General features: G+C 62.6%; 16 protein-coding genes and 3 tRNA genes. 10 read left to right on the plus strand and 9 right to left on the minus strand.

Annotated elements, in window-relative coordinates:
• The first annotated feature begins 108 nt into the window (after positions 1 to 108).
• The 3 genes from FHW69_RS15275 to FHW69_RS15285 all read left to right on the plus strand — a co-directional run bounded on the left by FHW69_RS15275 (position 109) and on the right by FHW69_RS15285 (position 416).
• A tRNA-Ala gene (locus tag FHW69_RS15275) sits at positions 109 to 184 on the plus strand.
• Positions 185 to 193: 9 nt separating this feature from the next.
• Positions 194 to 269, plus strand: a tRNA-Glu gene (locus FHW69_RS15280).
• Positions 270 to 339: 70 nt separating this feature from the next.
• Positions 340 to 416: transfer RNA gene (locus FHW69_RS15285), tRNA-Asp, on the plus strand.
• A 105-nt stretch (positions 417 to 521) separates the two neighbouring features.
• Here the strand turns inward: FHW69_RS15285 and FHW69_RS15290 are convergent.
• Positions 522 to 1001, minus strand: a complete 480-nt coding sequence (locus FHW69_RS15290) for a DUF1249 domain-containing protein (RefSeq protein WP_183423949.1) — start codon at positions 999 to 1001, stop codon at positions 522 to 524.
• A gap of 22 nt (positions 1002 to 1023) precedes the next feature.
• On the minus strand, positions 1024 to 1839 hold the full coding sequence (locus FHW69_RS15295; RefSeq protein ID WP_183423950.1) for a pyruvate, water dikinase regulatory protein: 816 nt from the start codon (positions 1837 to 1839) through the stop codon (positions 1024 to 1026).
• A 195-nt stretch (positions 1840 to 2034) separates the two neighbouring features.
• Here FHW69_RS15295 and ppsA point away from each other — a divergent pair, with 195 nt between their 5' ends.
• The gene (gene ppsA / locus FHW69_RS15300) at positions 2035 to 4407 is read left to right on the plus strand and encodes a phosphoenolpyruvate synthase (protein ID WP_183423951.1); all 2373 of its coding nucleotides are present in this window, start codon (positions 2035 to 2037) and stop codon (positions 4405 to 4407) included.
• An 83-nt stretch (positions 4408 to 4490) separates the two neighbouring features.
• On the opposite strand, the gene FHW69_RS15305 is transcribed toward ppsA, so the two are convergent.
• From FHW69_RS15305 to FHW69_RS15315, 3 genes are read right to left on the minus strand one after another with little or no spacing between them, the layout of a single operon-like run.
• Positions 4491 to 5264: a DeoR/GlpR family DNA-binding transcription regulator gene (locus FHW69_RS15305; protein ID WP_183423952.1), complete on the minus strand. Its 774-nt coding sequence runs from the start codon at positions 5262 to 5264 to the stop codon at positions 4491 to 4493.
• A complete protein-coding gene (locus tag FHW69_RS15310; RefSeq protein ID WP_183423953.1) occupies positions 5261 to 5887 on the minus strand; it encodes an HAD family phosphatase in 627 nt (208 codons plus the stop codon). Before FHW69_RS15310 ends, FHW69_RS15305 begins: the two co-directional genes overlap by 4 nt.
• Positions 5888 to 5897: 10 nt before the next feature.
• Positions 5898 to 7025, minus strand: coding sequence for an MFS transporter (locus FHW69_RS15315; protein ID WP_183423954.1), 1128 nt, complete (start codon positions 7023 to 7025; stop codon positions 5898 to 5900).
• Positions 7026 to 7134: 109 nt separating this feature from the next.
• Between FHW69_RS15315 and lexA the strand changes: the two genes are divergently transcribed.
• The 5 genes from lexA to FHW69_RS15340 all read left to right on the plus strand — a co-directional run bounded on the left by lexA (position 7135) and on the right by FHW69_RS15340 (position 13605).
• Complete coding sequence (lexA, locus tag FHW69_RS15320; protein WP_183423955.1) at positions 7135 to 7755, plus strand: transcriptional repressor LexA; 621 nt, start codon at positions 7135 to 7137, stop codon at positions 7753 to 7755.
• 3 nt (positions 7756 to 7758) lie between these two features.
• Positions 7759 to 8388: a translesion DNA synthesis-associated protein ImuA gene (gene imuA, locus FHW69_RS15325; RefSeq protein WP_183423956.1), complete on the plus strand. Its 630-nt coding sequence runs from the start codon at positions 7759 to 7761 to the stop codon at positions 8386 to 8388.
• A 72-nt stretch (positions 8389 to 8460) separates the two neighbouring features.
• Positions 8461 to 9870: a DNA polymerase Y family protein gene (locus FHW69_RS15330; RefSeq protein WP_183423957.1), complete on the plus strand. Its 1410-nt coding sequence runs from the start codon at positions 8461 to 8463 to the stop codon at positions 9868 to 9870.
• A gap of 5 nt (positions 9871 to 9875) precedes the next feature.
• Positions 9876 to 13016, plus strand: coding sequence for an error-prone DNA polymerase (locus FHW69_RS15335; RefSeq protein ID WP_183423958.1), 3141 nt, complete (start codon positions 9876 to 9878; stop codon positions 13014 to 13016).
• A 274-nt stretch (positions 13017 to 13290) separates the two neighbouring features.
• Positions 13291 to 13605, plus strand: coding sequence for a pentapeptide MXKDX repeat protein (locus tag FHW69_RS15340; protein WP_183423959.1), 315 nt, complete (start codon positions 13291 to 13293; stop codon positions 13603 to 13605).
• Between the two features lie 77 nt (positions 13606 to 13682).
• Here the strand turns inward: FHW69_RS15340 and FHW69_RS15345 are convergent, their stop codons facing one another.
• Entirely contained in the window at positions 13683 to 13907 is a 225-nt protein-coding gene (locus FHW69_RS15345; protein ID WP_183423960.1) for an RNA-binding S4 domain-containing protein, read from the minus strand.
• 68 nt (positions 13908 to 13975) lie between these two features.
• Positions 13976 to 14962, minus strand: a complete 987-nt coding sequence (locus tag FHW69_RS15350; RefSeq protein WP_183423961.1) for an MBL fold metallo-hydrolase — start codon at positions 14960 to 14962, stop codon at positions 13976 to 13978.
• Positions 14963 to 15133: 171 nt separating this feature from the next.
• On the opposite strand from FHW69_RS15350, the gene FHW69_RS15355 reads away from it, so the two are divergent.
• The gene (locus FHW69_RS15355) at positions 15134 to 15823 is read left to right on the plus strand and encodes a glutathione S-transferase N-terminal domain-containing protein (protein WP_183423962.1); all 690 of its coding nucleotides are present in this window, start codon (positions 15134 to 15136) and stop codon (positions 15821 to 15823) included.
• 48 nt (positions 15824 to 15871) lie between these two features.
• Here FHW69_RS15355 and FHW69_RS15360 read toward each other — a convergent pair whose 3' ends face one another.
• Both FHW69_RS15360 and FHW69_RS15365 read right to left on the minus strand, forming a co-directional pair.
• Positions 15872 to 16288: a ketosteroid isomerase-related protein gene (locus FHW69_RS15360; protein ID WP_183423963.1), complete on the minus strand. Its 417-nt coding sequence runs from the start codon at positions 16286 to 16288 to the stop codon at positions 15872 to 15874.
• Between the two features lie 11 nt (positions 16289 to 16299).
• On the minus strand, positions 16300 to 17412 hold the full coding sequence (locus tag FHW69_RS15365) for an S-(hydroxymethyl)glutathione dehydrogenase/class III alcohol dehydrogenase (protein ID WP_183423964.1): 1113 nt from the start codon (positions 17410 to 17412) through the stop codon (positions 16300 to 16302).
• Positions 17413 to 17472 lie beyond the last annotated feature (60 nt).

Below are 17472 nucleotides of genomic sequence, written 5' to 3' on the forward strand. Positions count from 1 at the left end.
TGTCCGTCACGATTGATGATTTCAATTTCCGTGAAAATATTTCAAAAAAAATTGCATCGAATGCTTGACGGACCCCCTCCTCCGCCCTATTCTTTGCGGCTCCAGAGCGGGGCCATAGCTCAGCTGGGAGAGCGCCTGCATGGCATGCAGGAGGTCGCCGGTTCGATCCCGGCTGGCTCCACCAACTCTATACGTCCCCATCGTCTAGAGGCCTAGGACATCACCCTTTCACGGTGGCGACCGGGGTTCGAATCCCCGTGGGGACGCCACTTCTTCGGAACATCGAAGATGTGTGATGTAGAGAGTTGGTTAGTTATCTGGAGAGATGGAAGTAAATGCGGAGCGGTAGTTCAGTCGGTTAGAATGCTGGCCTGTCACGCCGGAGGTCGCGGGTTCGAGTCCCGTCCGCTCCGCCACTTACTTCTGGAAAAAACGCCCGCCCTCTAGCGGGTTTTTTTTCGTCCCGAGTTTATGCCAAAAGCAGACTGCCCGCATCCGGGCGGTCCATCACCAGGCATCAGTCAGGTCGAATCAGACCCATCGCCCACGCGCTCCAGCGTGCCGATCGAATGCCCCTGCTCCGCCAGGTATTCCAGCCAGCGACTGAGGAATCCGTTCATGCGCAGGCGGTGCTGAAACACCGTGTGTGCCGCAGGGAACGGGCCAAGCACCTGCCACAACCGGCGACCCGGATGGCAATGCAATGCTTCGGCCACGTGCGCATCGGTGTACATGCGCAACTGCGCAGAAGGCGACGGCTGGCCGGTCTGCTCGTCCACGAAGTCGTAGGTGAGTTCAAGCTCAAGCGTATAGGGGTGCTTCTCCTGCACCTGCAACCTGACTTTCAGTCCATCGTCCACGTCGGACACATAGATCCCCGTCGCCAGACGCTGCGGTGCAAACAGCCTCGCCAGCCGGTGATAGTTTTCGCCGTAAAGCCCCATGAGGAAGCCGAAGCGTCCGGGGAGAAACGGCGAAGGGCGTTCGATGACTGAGGTCACTCGGATTTCCTGTGGGGTCCTGTCAGTACATATGGCGTTCGATACCGAGGTATTCAAAGATCTTGCTGGAGATCTCCTCGATGGACGTATGCGTGGTATTCAGAACAGGGATGTTTTCCCGGCGCATCAGCTTGTCGGCCTGCTCCAGCTCCCACTTGCACTGCTTCAGCGTTGCATAGCGGCTGCCGGGACGGCGCTGCTCGCGAATCTGGGCGAGGCGGTTGGGGTCGATGGTCAGGCCGAAAAGCCGGCTGCGATACGGACGCAGGCGCGTGGGGAGTTCAAGCTTGTCCAGGTCATCGTCCGTCAGCGGGTAGTTGGCGGCACAGACCCCGTAATGCAATGCCATGTAAAGACAGGTGGGTGTCTTGCCGGAACGGGACACGCCCACCAGCACCAGATCCGATTCGTTGTAATCCACGTCCAGGCCATCATCGTGCGCCAGGGCATAGTTGGTCGCGTTGATGCGCGCCTCGTAGCGCTCGAAATCCACCAGGCCGTGGGAGCGGTTCACGGCTCCGGAGCGTTTGGCGCCAAGCTCTTCCTCCAGCGGATCAATGAAGGGGGCAAACACGTCCAGCATCAGCGCCCCGCTTCCACCGACGATGTCGCACAGCGCCCGGGAGGTCATGGTGTTGACCACGATGGGCCGCTGGCCGTCCTGCGCATACTTCGTCTTGATCCGCAGTGCGGCAGCCTCTGCCTTCTGGGCATTGTCGATGAAGGGCAGCCGATGGGTATCGAACTGCACGCCCTCGAACTGGGCCAGCATGCTGTTTCCGATGGTTTCGGCCGTGATGCCGGTCGAGTCGGAAATGAAGAAGACGGTTCTGCGCATCGGGAACGATCCGGTTTGGCCTGTATGGTTTGCACCTTAGCGCGTAAACGTTTGCCCGCACAGCGGCTGAACGTTTGTGCATCGCGCCTTGTTTCACGCCCTCTGGGGCCCCGACAATAGAGGACTTTCTTCGCGCGGCCTGCACGTCCGCATTCCGACAGACACCTTTGACGAACCGATTTTGAGGAACTTCCTTTGAGCGACCTGGTGCTTTGGCTCGACGCGCTGCGCATGACCGATCTGGGCAAGGTAGGTGGCAAGAATGCCTCCCTTGGCGAAATGATCGGCAATCTGGCGAAACTCGGTGTTTCCGTCCCGGGTGGCTTTGCCACCACGGCGGATGCCTTCCAGTCCTACCTTGAAAAGAGCGGCCTGGCGAAACGCATTCAGGACCGGCTGGCCACGCTGGACGTGGACAACGTGGATGAACTGGTCAAGGGCGGCAAGGAAATCCGCGGCTGGATCGTGGACACCGCCCTGCCCGCCGATCTGGAACAGGCCATCCGCGACGCTTACATCAAGCTGTGCAAGGACGCCGGCAGCGACGACATCGCCGTTGCCGTGCGCTCGTCCGCCACGGCGGAAGACCTTCCCGATGCCTCGTTCGCGGGCCAGCAGGAAACCTTCCTCAACGTGGTCGGCATCGACGACGTGCTGCACAAGGTGAAAGAAGTTTTCGCCTCGCTCTATAACGACCGCGCCATCGCCTATCGCGTGCACCAGGGCTTCAAGCACGAGGACGTCTTTCTGTCCGCCGGCGTGCAGCTGATGGTGCGCTCGGACGTCGGCGCCTCCGGCGTGCTTTTCACGCTGGACACCGAATCGGGCTTCCGCGACGTCGTGTTCGTCACCGGCTCCTATGGTCTGGGCGAAATGGTCGTGCAGGGTGCCGTCAATCCGGATGAGTTCTACGTCTTCAAGCCCACCCTCAATCAGGGCAAGCCGGCCGTTCTGCGCCGCAGCCTGGGTGCCAAGCAGCAGCGCATGGTCTATTCGGACGCCCCCGGCGAACGCGTGCGCATCGAGGAAACCCCGGCCGACGACCGCCACCGTTTCTGCATCAACGATGCGGACGTGGAAGAACTGGCCCGCCAGTCCCTCATCATCGAAAAGCACTACGGCCGCCCGATGGACATCGAGTGGGCGAAGGACGGCAACACCGGCAAGCTGTACATCGTGCAGGCCCGCCCGGAAACCGTGAAGTCACGCTCCACGACCACCACGCTTGAGCGCTTCCAGCTCAACGAGCGCGGCACCGTGCTGACCACCGGTCGCGCCATCGGCCAGAAGATCGGCGCCGGCAAGGCGCGCGTGATCCGCTCGCTGGCCGACATGAACAAGGTGCAGCCCGGCGACGTCCTTGTGGCCGACATGACCGATCCGGACTGGGAGCCGGTGATGAAGCGCGCCGCCGCCATCGTCACCAACCGTGGCGGCCGCACCTGCCACGCGGCCATCATCGCCCGTGAGCTGGGCGTGCCCGCCGTGGTCGGTTGCGGCAACGCGCTGGACTCCATCCCCGATGGCGCCGAAGTCACCGTGTCCTGCGCCGAAGGCGACACCGGCACCATCTATGACGGCATCCTGAAGTTTGATCGCATCACCGCCGACCTGGGCCACATGCCCGAGGCGCCGCTGAAGATCATGATGAACGTGGCCAACCCCGAGCGCGCCTTCGACTTCGGCATGCTGCCGAATGCGGGCATCGGCCTGGCTCGTCTGGAAATGATCATCGCCAGCCACATCGGCGTGCATCCGAAGGCCCTGCTGGAATACGCCAAACAGGATGCCGAGACCAAGGCACGCATCGACGCGCGCATCGCCGGCTATGCCGACCCGGTCAGCTTCTATGTGGATCGCCTGGCCGAGGGCATCGCCACCATCGCCGCCTCGGTGTATCCCAAGCCGGTGATCGTGCGCCTGTCCGACTTCAAGTCCAACGAATACGCCGGCCTGCTGGGCGGTTCGCGCTACGAGCCGCACGAAGAAAACCCGATGATCGGCTATCGCGGCGCCAGCCGTTACGTCGATCCGGGCTTTGCGGATGCGTTCGCCCTGGAGTGCCGCGCGGCCAAGTACGTGCGCGAGGAAATGGGCCTCACCAATGTGTGGATCATGATTCCCTTCGTGCGCACGCTTGACGAAGGCCGCAAGGTCATCGAGGTGCTGAAGAAGAACGGCCTCACGCAGGGCGAGAACGACCTGAAGGTCATCATGATGTGCGAAGTGCCGTCCAACGCCCTGCTGGCCGACGAGTTCCTCGACATCTTCGACGGCTTCTCCATCGGCTCCAACGACCTGACCCAGCTCACCCTGGGCCTGGACCGCGACTCCAGCATCGTGGCTGGCCTGTTCGACGAACGCGACCCGGCCGTCAAGAAGCTGCTGTCCATGGCCATCAAGACCGCGAAGGCCAAGGGCAAGTACATCGGCATCTGCGGCCAGGGCCCGTCCGATCACCCCGACCTGGCCGAGTGGCTGATGGAACAGGGCATCGAATCGGTGTCCCTCAACCCCGACACCGTCGTGGATACGTGGCTGCGCCTGGCAAAGAAAAAAGCAGGCTGATCCAGACCTGTTGAATCAAAAGGCCGGGGTGCAGTTCAGGCACCCCGGCTTTTTTTGTGCTGCTCGCGATGGCGCCAGCCAGCCTAAGCACGATAAACCGCCACCCCCGCCGCGCGATACGCCGCCACCACCGCCTCATCCGTATCCGCCGCAACCACCAGATGCGCAATGGCGGCAATCGGTGCCGTGTGATGCGTGGCCGCTGCAATCAGCTTGTCCGGCGTGGCAACCGCCACCGTTTCGCCGCTGGCTTCGATGATCGCCTGCTTCAGTACCACTTCCTCACTGTCGTACGTCCACAGCCCATGCACCGGATCAATCGCGCAAATGCCCGGGAAACAAAGGTCCGCGCGAATGCCCTGGGCCTGACGCAACGTCAGTGAGCCAATGGCGCCACCGATCTTCGGATGCACCCGGCCGCCCAGCAGCAGCACATCGAACCCGGGACGCCCGAGCACGGCCAGCGCCACATCCGGCGCATTCGTTACCACGGTCAGCCCATGATGCTCAGGCAGCGCGGCCGCAATAGCCGAGTTGGTCGACCCCGCGTCCAGGAAGATGATCTGTCCCTTGCCCACCAGCCCCGCAGCCACCTGCGCCAACGACCGCTTCAGGCCTGCATTCTCCTTATGGCGCACGCTCAACGGCGCCACGTCATGCATCAGCAATGCGCCGCCATAGACCCGCTTGCACAGGCCCTGCGCAGCCATGTCACGAAGGTCGCGGCGAATCGAGTCTTCCGAAACACGGAACTCTACCGCCAGATCCGCCGCGATCACACGGCCGTCGCGATGCAACCGTTCGGCGATCACGCGCTGGCGTTCGCCCGGCAGCGCCACATCCATGCCGTCGTTCATGCTGGCAGAAACCCCAGCTTCACCAGCTCCGCCCGCAACTGCGCCGGGGCATGGAAATGAATGCCATGAATGCCGAAGGCTTCGGCGGCTTCCACGTTGCGCTGACTGTCGTCGATGAACACGGCGCGGGCCGGATCAATGTCGTAGCGCTCCAGCAGAATGCGATAGATTTTCTCATCCGGCTTGATCGTGCCTTCTTCGCCCGACACCACAATACCGTCGAACCACTCCAGAAAATCGAAGCGTTCGCGCGCGATGGGAAACGTTTCCTGCGACCAGTTGGTCAGGCCGTAAAGCGGATGCCCGGCATCCTTCAACTCGCGAAGAATGTGCAGGCTGTCGTCGATGGCACCGTTGAGCGTTTCTTCCCAGCGATGCTGATACGCCGCAATCAGTTCCGCCTGTGACGGATGATGCGCCGTAAGCAATGTCACCGCCTCGCTCCAGGGACGCCCGGCATCCTGCTGAAGATTCCACTCCGGGGTAGTCACTTCAGCAAGAAAACGCTCCATGCCCGCCTCGTCATCACCGAAAAGCTTGCGATACAGATAACGCGGATTCCAGTCGATCAACACGCCGCCGAAATCGAAAATCACCACATCGCGCTTGTGATTGGAATGCATGACAACCTCCTCAACGACGCGCGATGTTCGCGCTCAGGGTGACCAGAATCAGCAGCACGCCGATACCGAACAGCGCGACCGGCAAGCTGAAAGCATGCGCCGCAAAACCGATGACCGCAGGACCGGCGAGCATTCCCGCATAACCGAGCGCGGTCACCGTGGCGATGGCGATACCGGCCGATGTTCCCGGCAGACGACCGGCGGCACTGAACAGCACCGGCACGATATTGGAGGCGCCCATGCCCACCAGCAGGAAGCCAAGCAAGCCGGCATAACCCCACGGCAGCGTCGTGGCCACCACGAAGCCGATGGCGGCAATGAAGCTGCCCAGACGCACGATCATGACCGGACCCAGCTTCGCGGTGATCCGGTCGCCGAGGAGACGGCCCGTGGCCATCGCCACGGAGAACACGGCATAGCCGAGGCCCGCCATCGAGATGTCGAAGCCGCGCGAGAAGCGCAGGAACACCGCACTCCAGTCCAGCATCGCGCCTTCGGCGAGGAAGACGATCATGCACAGGAAGCCCAGCAGGAAGGCCATGGGCGACGGCATGCGGAAGCCGGTGTGTGTGGAGGTCGACTCATCGTCCACGTGCGCAAGCAGATGCTTCCACTGCGTGGCCACCACCACAAACAAAAGTACCGATACCGCGATGGCACAGCTCAGCAATGGCGCACCGGCGCGCAACAGGGCACTCATCACCACCGAGCCCACCAGGCCGCCGATACTGAAAACGCCATGGAAGCCGGACATCATCGGACGCGCTGCATGCTTCTCCACATCCACCGCATGCGCGTTCATCGCCACATCCACCACGCCCAGCGTGGCACCAAAGAACAGCAGTGCGGCACCCAGCCACCACGCACTCGGCGCCACGGTCAGCAGCGGCAGCGCGAGGCAAAGCAGCAGTGCACTCACGCCGATGACGTTGCGATTGCCATAGCGATGCGTGAGAAATCCGGCGAGCGGCATGGCTGCCGTGGCACCGCAGCCCATGCACAACAGGACCATGCCCAGGCTGGCTTCGTCCAGGCCCAGATTGGCCTTGGCGAAAGGAACCATGGGAGCCCAACTGGCCATGCCGATGCCGGACAAGAGAAATATGAGGCGCGTGGCGCGTGCGGCGGGAGCGATCATTGAGAAAAGCCGTGGAGGACGAATGGGCAGAAATGTACCCAATCGTGCACAAACGTGCAATACAGAAATGCACTTGCGCACACCCGGCCATGTACGTACATTTGTACACATGGCCACTCCCACCCTCACCGACCGTCAGCAAAAGACCCTCGCGTTCCTGCAGCAATACCTGCAGGCACAGGGCCTTCCTCCCACCCTGCGCGAGATCGCCGAGGCCCTGGGCTTTCCCAGCCACAGCTCCGCGCAGGCCTGCGTGGAGTCGCTGGTACGCAAGGGCGTGATCGAACGCTCGCCGCAGCACCGGGGCCTGCGCCTGCCGGCCAGCCTTACCCAGGCCAGTCACACTCAGAACGAATTGCCGCTGATTGGTCGCGTGGCTGCAGGCTCGCCGATCCTGGCGGAAGAAAACATCGAATCGCAGCTGGAAGTCGATCCGGCCCTGTTCCGCCCGCGTGCGGATTACCTGCTGCGCGTGGTGGGCCTGAGCATGCGCGATGTCGGCATTCTGGATGGCGACCTGCTGGCCGTGCACCGCACGCCGGTCGCCACCGATGGACAGATCGTGGTGGCCCGCGTCGACGACGAAGTCACCGTGAAACGCCTGAAGCACGAGCGGGACAAGCTCTTCCTGATGCCCGCCAATCCGGATTTCGATCCCATCGAAATCGACCCCCGCCGCCATGCGTTCGCCATTGAAGGGCGTTACGTCGGCATCATTCGCAGGACCTGACCCATGAACGCCATCGCCACACCGACTCTCGCCCAGGTTCTTGACCATCCGGGCATCTGGCGCCGTTCCGCCGAACGCCAGCCGCGCGTGCGCGCACTGGCCACCGGCTGGGAATCGCTGGATGCGAAGTTGCCCGGCGGCGGCTGGCCGCAGGGGGCTTTAAGCGAAATCCTCTACGAAAACGACGGTCTGGGCGAACTGGATCTGGTGATGCCCGCCCTGGCGGCACTCACCCAGGAGCATCGCCGCGTCATCTTCGTGGCGCCGCCGCACCTGCCCTATGCCCCCGCGCTCGTGGCCGCCGGTGTCGATCTGCGTTTCCTGCATGAAATTCATGCCGGCACGACCGAAGCCGCCTGGAGCATGGAGCAATGCCTGCGCTCGGGCTGCTGCGGTGCTGTGGTTGGCTGGCTGTGGGACATCGACTACCGCAGCCTGCGCCGCCTGCAACTGGCCGCAGAAAGCGGCGATGCCTGCGCCATGATCTTCCGTTCCGCAGAGCACGCTGCACACAACAGTCCGGCCGCACTGCGCCTGAAAGTCAGCAACAGCGATGAGGCCACCTATGTGGATGTGCTCAAGTCGCGCGGCCTGCTGACCACCACCGCCCCCCTTCTGCGTATGCGTGCCTGATGAGTCCGGTCATGACGATTACTGCTGTAGCCGTCATGACGGAGGTCTCCTCGACACCTGGTTGCCGCAGTCATGCTTTGGGCCTGTCTCCGATTTCCCGGCCTGGCGTTCTCCGCCGCCTTCGCCGCGTCACCGGAGGCAGGCCCCTCTGCCTTGCTGGACAACAAGGCGCGTAAGCGCGTCATTGCCATGGCCAACCCCGAAGCCGCTGAGGCCGGGGTCAGGCGAGGCCAGAGCCTTGCTGCTGCCCGCGCACTGTGTCCGGCACTGCGCGTTCGCCCGCGTGATGCCGCCGCCGAAACGCGGCTGCTCGCCGAACTGGCCGCGTGGTGCTATCAGTTCAGCGCTCACGTCAGTCTGGTGCCCCCTTACGCATTGCTGATGGAAGCCGGCGCCAGCCTGCGACTTTTTGATGGCTGGCCCGTGCTGGCTCAACGCCTCAAGGAAGGCCTGTCTGCGCAGGGGCATGCCTACACCATCGCAGCCACACCCTTTGCCGCCGCGTCCTGGGTATTCGCCGCCACGGCAGACGGCATGGTCATTGCGCAGCCGGAGGGCGTGATCCGCATGCTCGGCGCGCTTCCGCTGGCACTCAGCGGCCTGCCACGCTCCAGCATTCAGGCACTGGAGTCCATGGGCTTTCGCCATCTGAACGACATCTTCCATCTGCCGCGCCCCGAACTCACCCGTCGCATCGGCCGCGAAGGTGTGGAATGGCTCGACCGTCTTCGCGGTCACACCTCGCACATCCTTCCCGCCTGGCAGCCGCCGGCTGACTTTGAACAGCGCATGGAGTTCGACAGCGAGCTGGACGGCAGCGAGCCCCTGCTTTTTCCGTTACGCCGCCTCACCCGTTCGCTGGCCAATCTGCTGGCCGCGCGGGATGGCGGTGTGCAACGTTTCGTGCTGACGCTTGAGCACGCACGCGGCGAGGTCACCCCTATTCCTGTCGCCATGGCCGCTCCGCAACGCGATGCCGACCGGCTGTTTGAACTGGCGCGCACGCGGCTTGAAAACAGCACGCTGCCTGCGCCTGCCCGTGCTCTCCGTTTGCATGCGGCCCACCTGCCCATGTTCCGGCCAACCGCACGCGACCTGTTTGAACCCATCCGCGGCGAGGGGCTCGACTGGCCCACGCTGGATGAGCGACTGCGTGCGCGCCTGGGCGACGCCGCGCTGAAGCAGATCATGCAGGTAGCCGACCACCGTCCTGAATATGCATCGGGCTACGGCACCCCGGGAGCACCGTTCCTGCCCGACCACAAGCGCCGCCCTCTGTGGCTGTTGAAGCAGCCCTGCCCCATGCATCCCCATCCGGCTCAATTGCTTGCCGGTCCCGAGCGCATCGAAAGCGGCTGGTGGGATGGCCAGGATATGCGGCGGGATTACTACATCGTGCGTACCGTCCAGGGACAGCACGCGTGGGCTTATCTTCCGGCCGGCACGCTGGACGGCTGGATGCTGCACGGCTGGTTCGCATGATTCCCATGCGTCACCTTGTTCCCGCCAATGACGATGAGACCGTTCTGCCCGCGTATGCCGAGCTGCACGCCCTGAGTGACTTCAGCTTTCAACGTGGCGCGTCCAGCGCACTGGAGCTCTTCGAACGCGCCCGTGACCTGGGTTATCACGCACTGGCCATCACCGATGAATGCTCATTGTCCGGCATCGTGCGCGGGCTGGAAGCATCGCTTGCCACGGGCGTCAGCCTCATCGTGGGCAGCGAACTGCGGCTGACCCAGGGTCCCACCCTCGTGTTGCTGGTTGAGAATAAAGACGGCTATACCGAACTGTGCCGCATCATCACGCAAGGCCGGCGACGCGCTCCCAAAGGTCGCTACGAATTGCACCCGGCCGACCTGGAATCACTGGCTGATGGCCTGTGCGTGCTGTGGCAACCTGCTCCGCTGGCCAGTCCCGATGCGGCACGCAACGACACACACGCCGCATGGGTGGCACGCCACTTTGCCGGCCGCGCATGGATGACCGTCGAGTTGCATCGTGGTCAGCATGACGCCGCTGAACTCGACGCGCTGCGTGCCCTGGCCGAACGCCACGGCCTGCCGTGCGTGGCATCCGGCGATGTGCACATGCACGTGCGCCAGCGACGCCAGTTGCAGGATGTGATGACTGCCATCCGGCTGAATGTGCCCCTGAGCGAAGCCGGACATGCCCTGTTTCCCAATGGCGAGCGGCATCTGCGCCGACGTGACGTGCTGGCACGGATTTATCCCCCCGACCTCCTGGCCGAAGCCTGCCGCGTGGCCGACCGCTGCCGCTCGTTCGACATCCGTAAAATCAACTACGTGTATCCGCGTGAACTGGTTCCGGAAGGACTGGACGCCACCACCTACCTGCGTCAACTCGTCGAGAAGGGCGTCAGGGAGCGCTGGCCCGAAGGCGAGACAGCGCATGTACGCGCGCTTATCGAAAAAGAACTGCCCATCATTGCGAAGCTGAAATTCGAGGCGTTTTTCCTTACCGTCCACGACATCGTCCATTTCGCACGCAGCCAATCCATCCTGTGTCAGGGACGCGGATCGGCCGCCAACTCGGTGGTCTGTTTTTGTCTTGGCATCACCGAGGTCGATCCGGCGCAAAGCTCCACATTGCTCGAACGCTTCATTTCCGAACAGCGCAACGAGCCACCCGATATCGACGTGGACTTCGAACACGAACGTCGCGAAGACGTGCTGCAATACGTCTTCAAGAAGTACGGCCGTGAACGCGCTGCGCTGGCCGCAACCGTCATCAGCTACCGGAGCAAGAGCGCCTCGCGCGATATCGGTCGTGCCCTGGGACTGTCCGAAGACCAGCTCGATCAGTTGAGTCACGCCTATTCGCACGCGAACGGCAATGTGCCCATTGAGAAGCTACTGCGCGAGCGCGGCTTTGATCCGCACACCCCCACCATGGAGCTGCTGATAAAGCTGGTGGAGCAACTGAAGGGCATGCCGCGGCATCTCTCCCAACACGTTGGCGGCTTCGTCATTTCCGACACGCCGCTGCATTTTCTGGTACCGGTGGAAAATGCAGCCATGGACAACCGCACCATCATCCAGTGGGACAAGGATGATCTTGAAACAATGCAACTGCTCAAGGTCGACTGCCTCGCCCTGGGCATGCTCACCTGCCTCAGAAAAACGCTGAACCTGCTTCGCGATTACAAGTACAGGGACTTTCCGCGCCTGGCAGACATCCCCCACGGGGATGGCCCCACGTACAACATGATCCAGCGCGCCGACACCGTCGGGGTGTTCCAGATTGAGTCGCGTGCGCAGATGTCGATGCTTCCGCGCCTGAAGCCGGCGACGTATTACGACCTGGTGATCCAGGTAGCGATCGTGCGCCCCGGCCCCATTCAGGGCGGCATGGTTCATCCCTATCTGCAACGCCGCAAGCTGCCGCCTGAAAGCATCATCTACGAAAAAGGCGTGAAGAATGTGCTGGAGCGCACGCTGGGCGTGCCCATTTTCCAGGAGCAGGTCATGTCGCTGCTTCAGGAAGTCGCCGGCTTTTCCGCCGCCGATGCCGATGATCTGCGCCGCTCCATGGCCGCATGGAAGCGTCGCGGTGGCGTGGAAAAATTCGAGCCGCGCATTCGCGAGGCGATGGCCAGAAACAACTATCCGGCCGGGTTCATCCAGCAGATCATCGACCAGATCAAGGGATTCGGCAGCTACGGTTTCCCCGAATCCCATGCCGCAGGTTTTGCGCTGCTGGCCTATGCCTCCTCATACCTGAAATGCCATTACCCCGCCGTGTTCACCTGCGCGTTGCTCAACAGTCAACCCATGGGCTTTTACGCGCCCGCGCAACTCGTGCAGGACCTGCGCCGGCAAGGTGCACAAGTTCGTCCACCTGACGTCACCGCCAGCGAGTGGGACTCCACACTGGAGGCCACCCCCAACGCGGCCTACCCCCATGCGCTGCGCCTTGGCCTGCGCATGATCAGCGGACTGTCCCAAGCCCTGGCACAACGTATCGTCGCAGCACGGCGCCAGCGCCCCTTCGATCATCTGGCTGACCTCAGCGAACGCGCCTCGCTCAGCCGTTTCGAGCGCGAGCGCCTCGCCGACGCCGGCGCCCTTCGCCAGCTGAGTGGTCACCGGTATCGTGCGCGCTGGGAAAGTTCAGGCATCGAACGCTCCCTTCCGCTGTTCGCAAACCGGCATACCCCGGAGACCCGTCCGGCCTTGCGGCCACCGTCACTCGCGGAAAATGTTTTTGCCGATTACGCCACCCATGGCCTGTCGCTGGAAGCGCATCCCGTCAGTCTCATCCGTGGCCAGCTGAAACGCATGCACTGCGCGCAGGCCAGAGAACTGCTGAACCTTCGCCACGGCACTCTCGTGCATCACGCCGGCCTGGTGACGGTGCGCCAGCGGCCGGAAACAGCGAGCGGCGTCACCTTCGTTACCCTGGAAGACGAATCCGGCCAGATCAACGTCGTCGTTCGTCCGCACGTTGCCACAGCATTCCGTCACGCCCTGCTCGGCGCGGTGCTTCTCGGTGTGCAGGGACAGTGGCAATCCGTCGAAGGTGTTCACCATCTGGTGGCGCGGCAATTGCACGATTACAGCCAACTCCTGCCCGCCGTCGCGTCGGTCTCCCGGGACTTCCATTGAGAAGCGCCAATGGAAACGAGTAAAGATCGCCTGTGTAAACGTGACGACACCTTCACTGAAAAACTGCGCAATTCGCAAGATCACGGCACCTGCGCTTCCAAACATGCCGTCGTAGCTGAACGAAAGCCCGCAAATTTGCTGCTTCGCAACAGCAAACGAAAAAGCAAAAAGGTAGCGTCAGCATCCAGCGGGTTCCCCGGTCTATCTCAGACGATGCCTTATGCGCCGCGCATCGCTCTCAATCCAGGCGCTTTAAATTTTCAGGAGTTCAGTCATGCGCAACGCCAACAAACTGCTGCTTTCGATGGTGCTCGGCTGTATGACCCTGAGCGGTGCAGCTCTCGCTCAGGATTCCATGTCCCAGAAGTCGACCCCGGCGGCGGCGTCCACCTCGGCAAATTCCATGTCGAAGGACTCGATGTCGAAGGACTCGATGTCCAAGGGCTCCATGTCCAGTGACTCCATGTCAAAGGATTCGATGTCCAAGGATTCGATGTCCGGCGAAAAGCCCATGAAGCACAAGCACCCGAAGAAGGCAGCCAGCAGCGACACCATGTCGCCCGCCAAGTCCTCGACGGCCGGTATGTAAAACGACAAAGGCCCGGCGCATGCGCCGGGCCTTTGCCTTGCAAGCTCCGCCCTGAGGCGTGAGCGGCACCCATTGAATCAGTCGATTTCCGGCAGCACGCTGATCTCGATATCATCCAGCGTCACCAGCTGACCCGCGCGCACCTTATAGGTCTTGCGCATCTCCACACTGCCGTCTACCGACACCCGGCCCTCGGCTACCAGGCGCTTGCCCGCGCCACCGCTGTCGCAGACACCCACCAGCTTCAGAAGCAGGTTGAGTTCGACGTAATCGCCTTCGAGGCGTAGTTCAAGAAACTGCATGGATGTTCCGCGTTAAATCAATGACGGTGGCCATTAGACCTCAAACGGGGCCCGCTGTCCGATTCGCTTCAAAGCGCCAGCGCCTCCCCCAGCCGTAACAGCCGGAACTCGTCCGCGCCCATGCCCCCGGCCGCCATCGCTTCGGCCAACAGGCGCGGGGGTTCGTCCAGCGGCTCATCCGCCAGTTCGAACACGCCCCAATGGATGGCAATCGACTGCCTGCACCGAAGGTCCCGATGCAACTGCACCGCCTGCGCGGGGTCCACATGCTGACCGCCCATGAACCAGCGTGGCGCATACGCGCCAATGGGAATTGCCGCCAGATCCATCGGGCCCAGCCGTTCGGAAATCTCAGCCAGCCGCTCCGAATAGCCCGTGTCGCCGGCAAACCAGAACCGAAATCCGTCCTGCTCCATCACCCAGCCGCCCCATAGACTGCGATTGGTGTCCCACAGGGTGCGCGCGCTCCAGTGGCGCGCCGGAACCAGCGTGAATGTCGCATCGCCGATCCGCGTGCTTTCCCACCAGTCCAGCTCCCGCACGTTGTGGATACCTGCCCGGTCGAACCAGCGCTTCAGTCCCAGCGGCACCACAAAACACACCCTGGGAAAGCGCTTCACCAACGCCCGCACCGTCGGGCCATCCAGGTGGTCATAGTGATTGTGCGACAGCATCACCACGTCCAGCCCCGGCAGATCCGCCACCGAAGCCGGCGTGGGCGTACGCCGCTCGGGCCCTGCAAATGACAATGGCGAAGCGCGCCGCGACAGCACCGGGTCTGTAATCACATGCAGTCCGCCCCGTCGCACAAACACCGTGGCATGTCCCAGCCACCAGGCGGCATCGTGTGTCCCGTCGAACTGCGCCGGTTGCCACCAGCGCGTGACAAACGCGTCATACCCCTCGCCCGGCGGCTTGGGTAACCCTTCCTCACGCCGCTCCCGCCGCCATCGCTTCAAGTCCCCCGGCTCACGCGTCACCGGCTCCAGATTGCGAAACCCCGTGGGCGTGTGATGCGGCTTGCCAGGGTCGTAGTACGGATTGGAATAAGCCATGGGGTTCGCAGACCAGAGAGACGACTTAACTTACTGAGGATGCCCGGGCGGTCATTCAAGGGACGGCGGCGGCAGCCTGTCCGCGATGGACAGGCAAGAAATCTGGCCGAAGACCTTCCAATGTGTCGATCTGACAACATATCAGCCGCAGATCAACCCACGGAGAGCAGCATGATCGACCTGCATTACTGGGGCACCCCCAACGGCCTGAAGATCCGCCTTGCTCTTGAAGAGACCGGCCTCGACTACCGCATCGTCCCCGTCAACATCGGCAAGGGCGAACAGTTCGAACCGGACTTCCTCAAGATCTCACCCAACAACCGCATCCCCGCCATCGTGGATCACGATCCCATCGGAGGCGGCGAGCCGCTGTCGATCTTCGAGTCCGGCGCGATCCTCATGTACCTCGCCGAAAAGTCCGGAACCCTGCTGCCGAAGGACCCGCGCGGTCGTTATGACGTGCTGCAATGGCTGTTCTGGCAGGTGGGCGGACTGGGTCCCATGGCCGGCCAGGCAGGTCACTTCCGCGTCTATGCTCCCGAACCCGTGCCGTACGGCATCGACCGCTACACGCGCGAGGTTACCCGTCTGTACGGCGTGCTCGACAAGCAACTGGCCCATCGCGAATTCATTGCTGGCGACTACTCCATTGCGGATATCGCCACCTACCCCTGGATCGTGCCTCACGAACCGCACGGGCAGGATCTTGCGAATCACCCCAACCTGCGCCGCTGGTTCGAAGCCATTGGCCAGCGCGAAGCGGTCAAGCGCGCCTACGTTGACAACCCCAGCGCATACAAGCGCCCGGACATGACCGACGAAGAGCGCCGCGTGCTGTTCGGTACGCCGGCAGCGAAGTAAACCGCAACACGACGGGATGCGTGCCTTGCATCCCGTCGTGCCGTTGACTCAGTCCACGTCGATGCGACGCACCTGACCGAGCCAGTCTTCCAGATTGTAGTAATTGCTGACGCGCGCAATCCTGCCGTCCACCACGTCGAAGAACGCACCACCGGGCAGCACGTACGATTGTCCCTGCGCCAACGGCAAACCATCATCCGTTGCCTTGTACACGCCATGCACCACGTACTCGGCCGCAGCCCGCGTGCCTGTCGCGTCCACCATGATGACGATGTTCTTCAGCTGCTCGCTGTAGCTTGAATTCATGCGCTCAAGAAAACGCGCGAACCGCTCGCGCCCCGACTCCCTGCCACTCTGATTGATGTCGTGTGCCACGTTGTCGGTCAGCAACGCCAGCATTGCCGGCCAGTCAGCCCGGTTGAATGCCTCGTAGTAGCGGCGGATCAGTTCACTCGTTTCGTTCATCAGCCTTAAGCTCAATAAATAATGACGGAGCGGATCGACTTGCCTTCATGCATCAGATCGAAGGCCTTGTTGATGTCTTCCAGCCCCATCGTATACGTGATCATGGGATCAATCTTGATTTCGCCACCCATGTAGCGATCCACGTAACCGGGAAGCTGGCTGCGCCCCTTCACGCCACCGAATGCCGAACCGCGCCACACGCGACCCGTAACCAACTGGAACGGACGGGTGCGGATTTCCTGCCCGGCACCGGCCACGCCGATGATGATCGACTCGCCCCAGCCCTTGTGGCAGCACTCCAGTGCCGCACGCATGATGTCCACGCTGCCGATGCACTCGAACGAATAGTCCACGCCGCCATCGGTCAGATCAACGATCACCTGCTGGATAGGCGTGTCCGGATAATCACGCGGATTCACGAAATCCGTGGCGCCCAGCATCTTCGCCATCTCGAACTTCGCCGGGTTCGTGTCCACCACCACGATGCGGCCGGCCTTCGCCATGACGGCACCCTGCACCACCGAAAGGCCGATGCCGCCGAGGCCAAACACAGCCACCGACGCACCCGGCTCCACCTTCGCGGTATTGAGCACCGCACCAATGCCCGTGGTGACGCCACAGCCCAGCAGACATACCTTGTCCAGCGGCGCGGCCTTGTTGATCTTCGCCAGCGAAATCTCCGGCACCACCGTGTACTCGCTGAACGTGCTGGTGCCCATGTAGTGCAGCAGCGGCTTGCCATTAAGCGAGAAGCGCGAAGTGCCGTCCGGCATCACCCCGCGACCCTGGGTCACGCGGATCTTCTGGCACAGGTTGGTCTTGCCCGAAAGACAGAATTTGCACTCGCCGCACTCAGGCGTATAGAGCGGAATGACGTGGTCACCGGGCTTCAGCGAGGTGACGCCTTCGCCCACTTCCTCAACGATGCCGCCGCCTTCGTGCCCCAGGATCACGGGGAACATGCCCTCCGGGTCATCGCCGGACAGCGTGAACGCATCCGTGTGGCACACGCCCGTGGCCACGATGCGCACGAGCACCTCTCCGGCCTTGGGGCCTGCAACGTCGATTTCTTCAATGGAAAGTGGCTTTCCAGCTTCCCAGGCAACAGCGGCACGAGATTTCATGGACAGGTATCCTTTTGCGTCAATAGGTTCCTGGAGCCCGCCAGAGGCGGCCAGACAGGA

The sequence above is a fragment of the Luteibacter sp. Sphag1AF genome (genome assembly GCF_014192715.1).
GTDB lineage: Bacteria > Pseudomonadota > Gammaproteobacteria > Xanthomonadales > Rhodanobacteraceae > Luteibacter.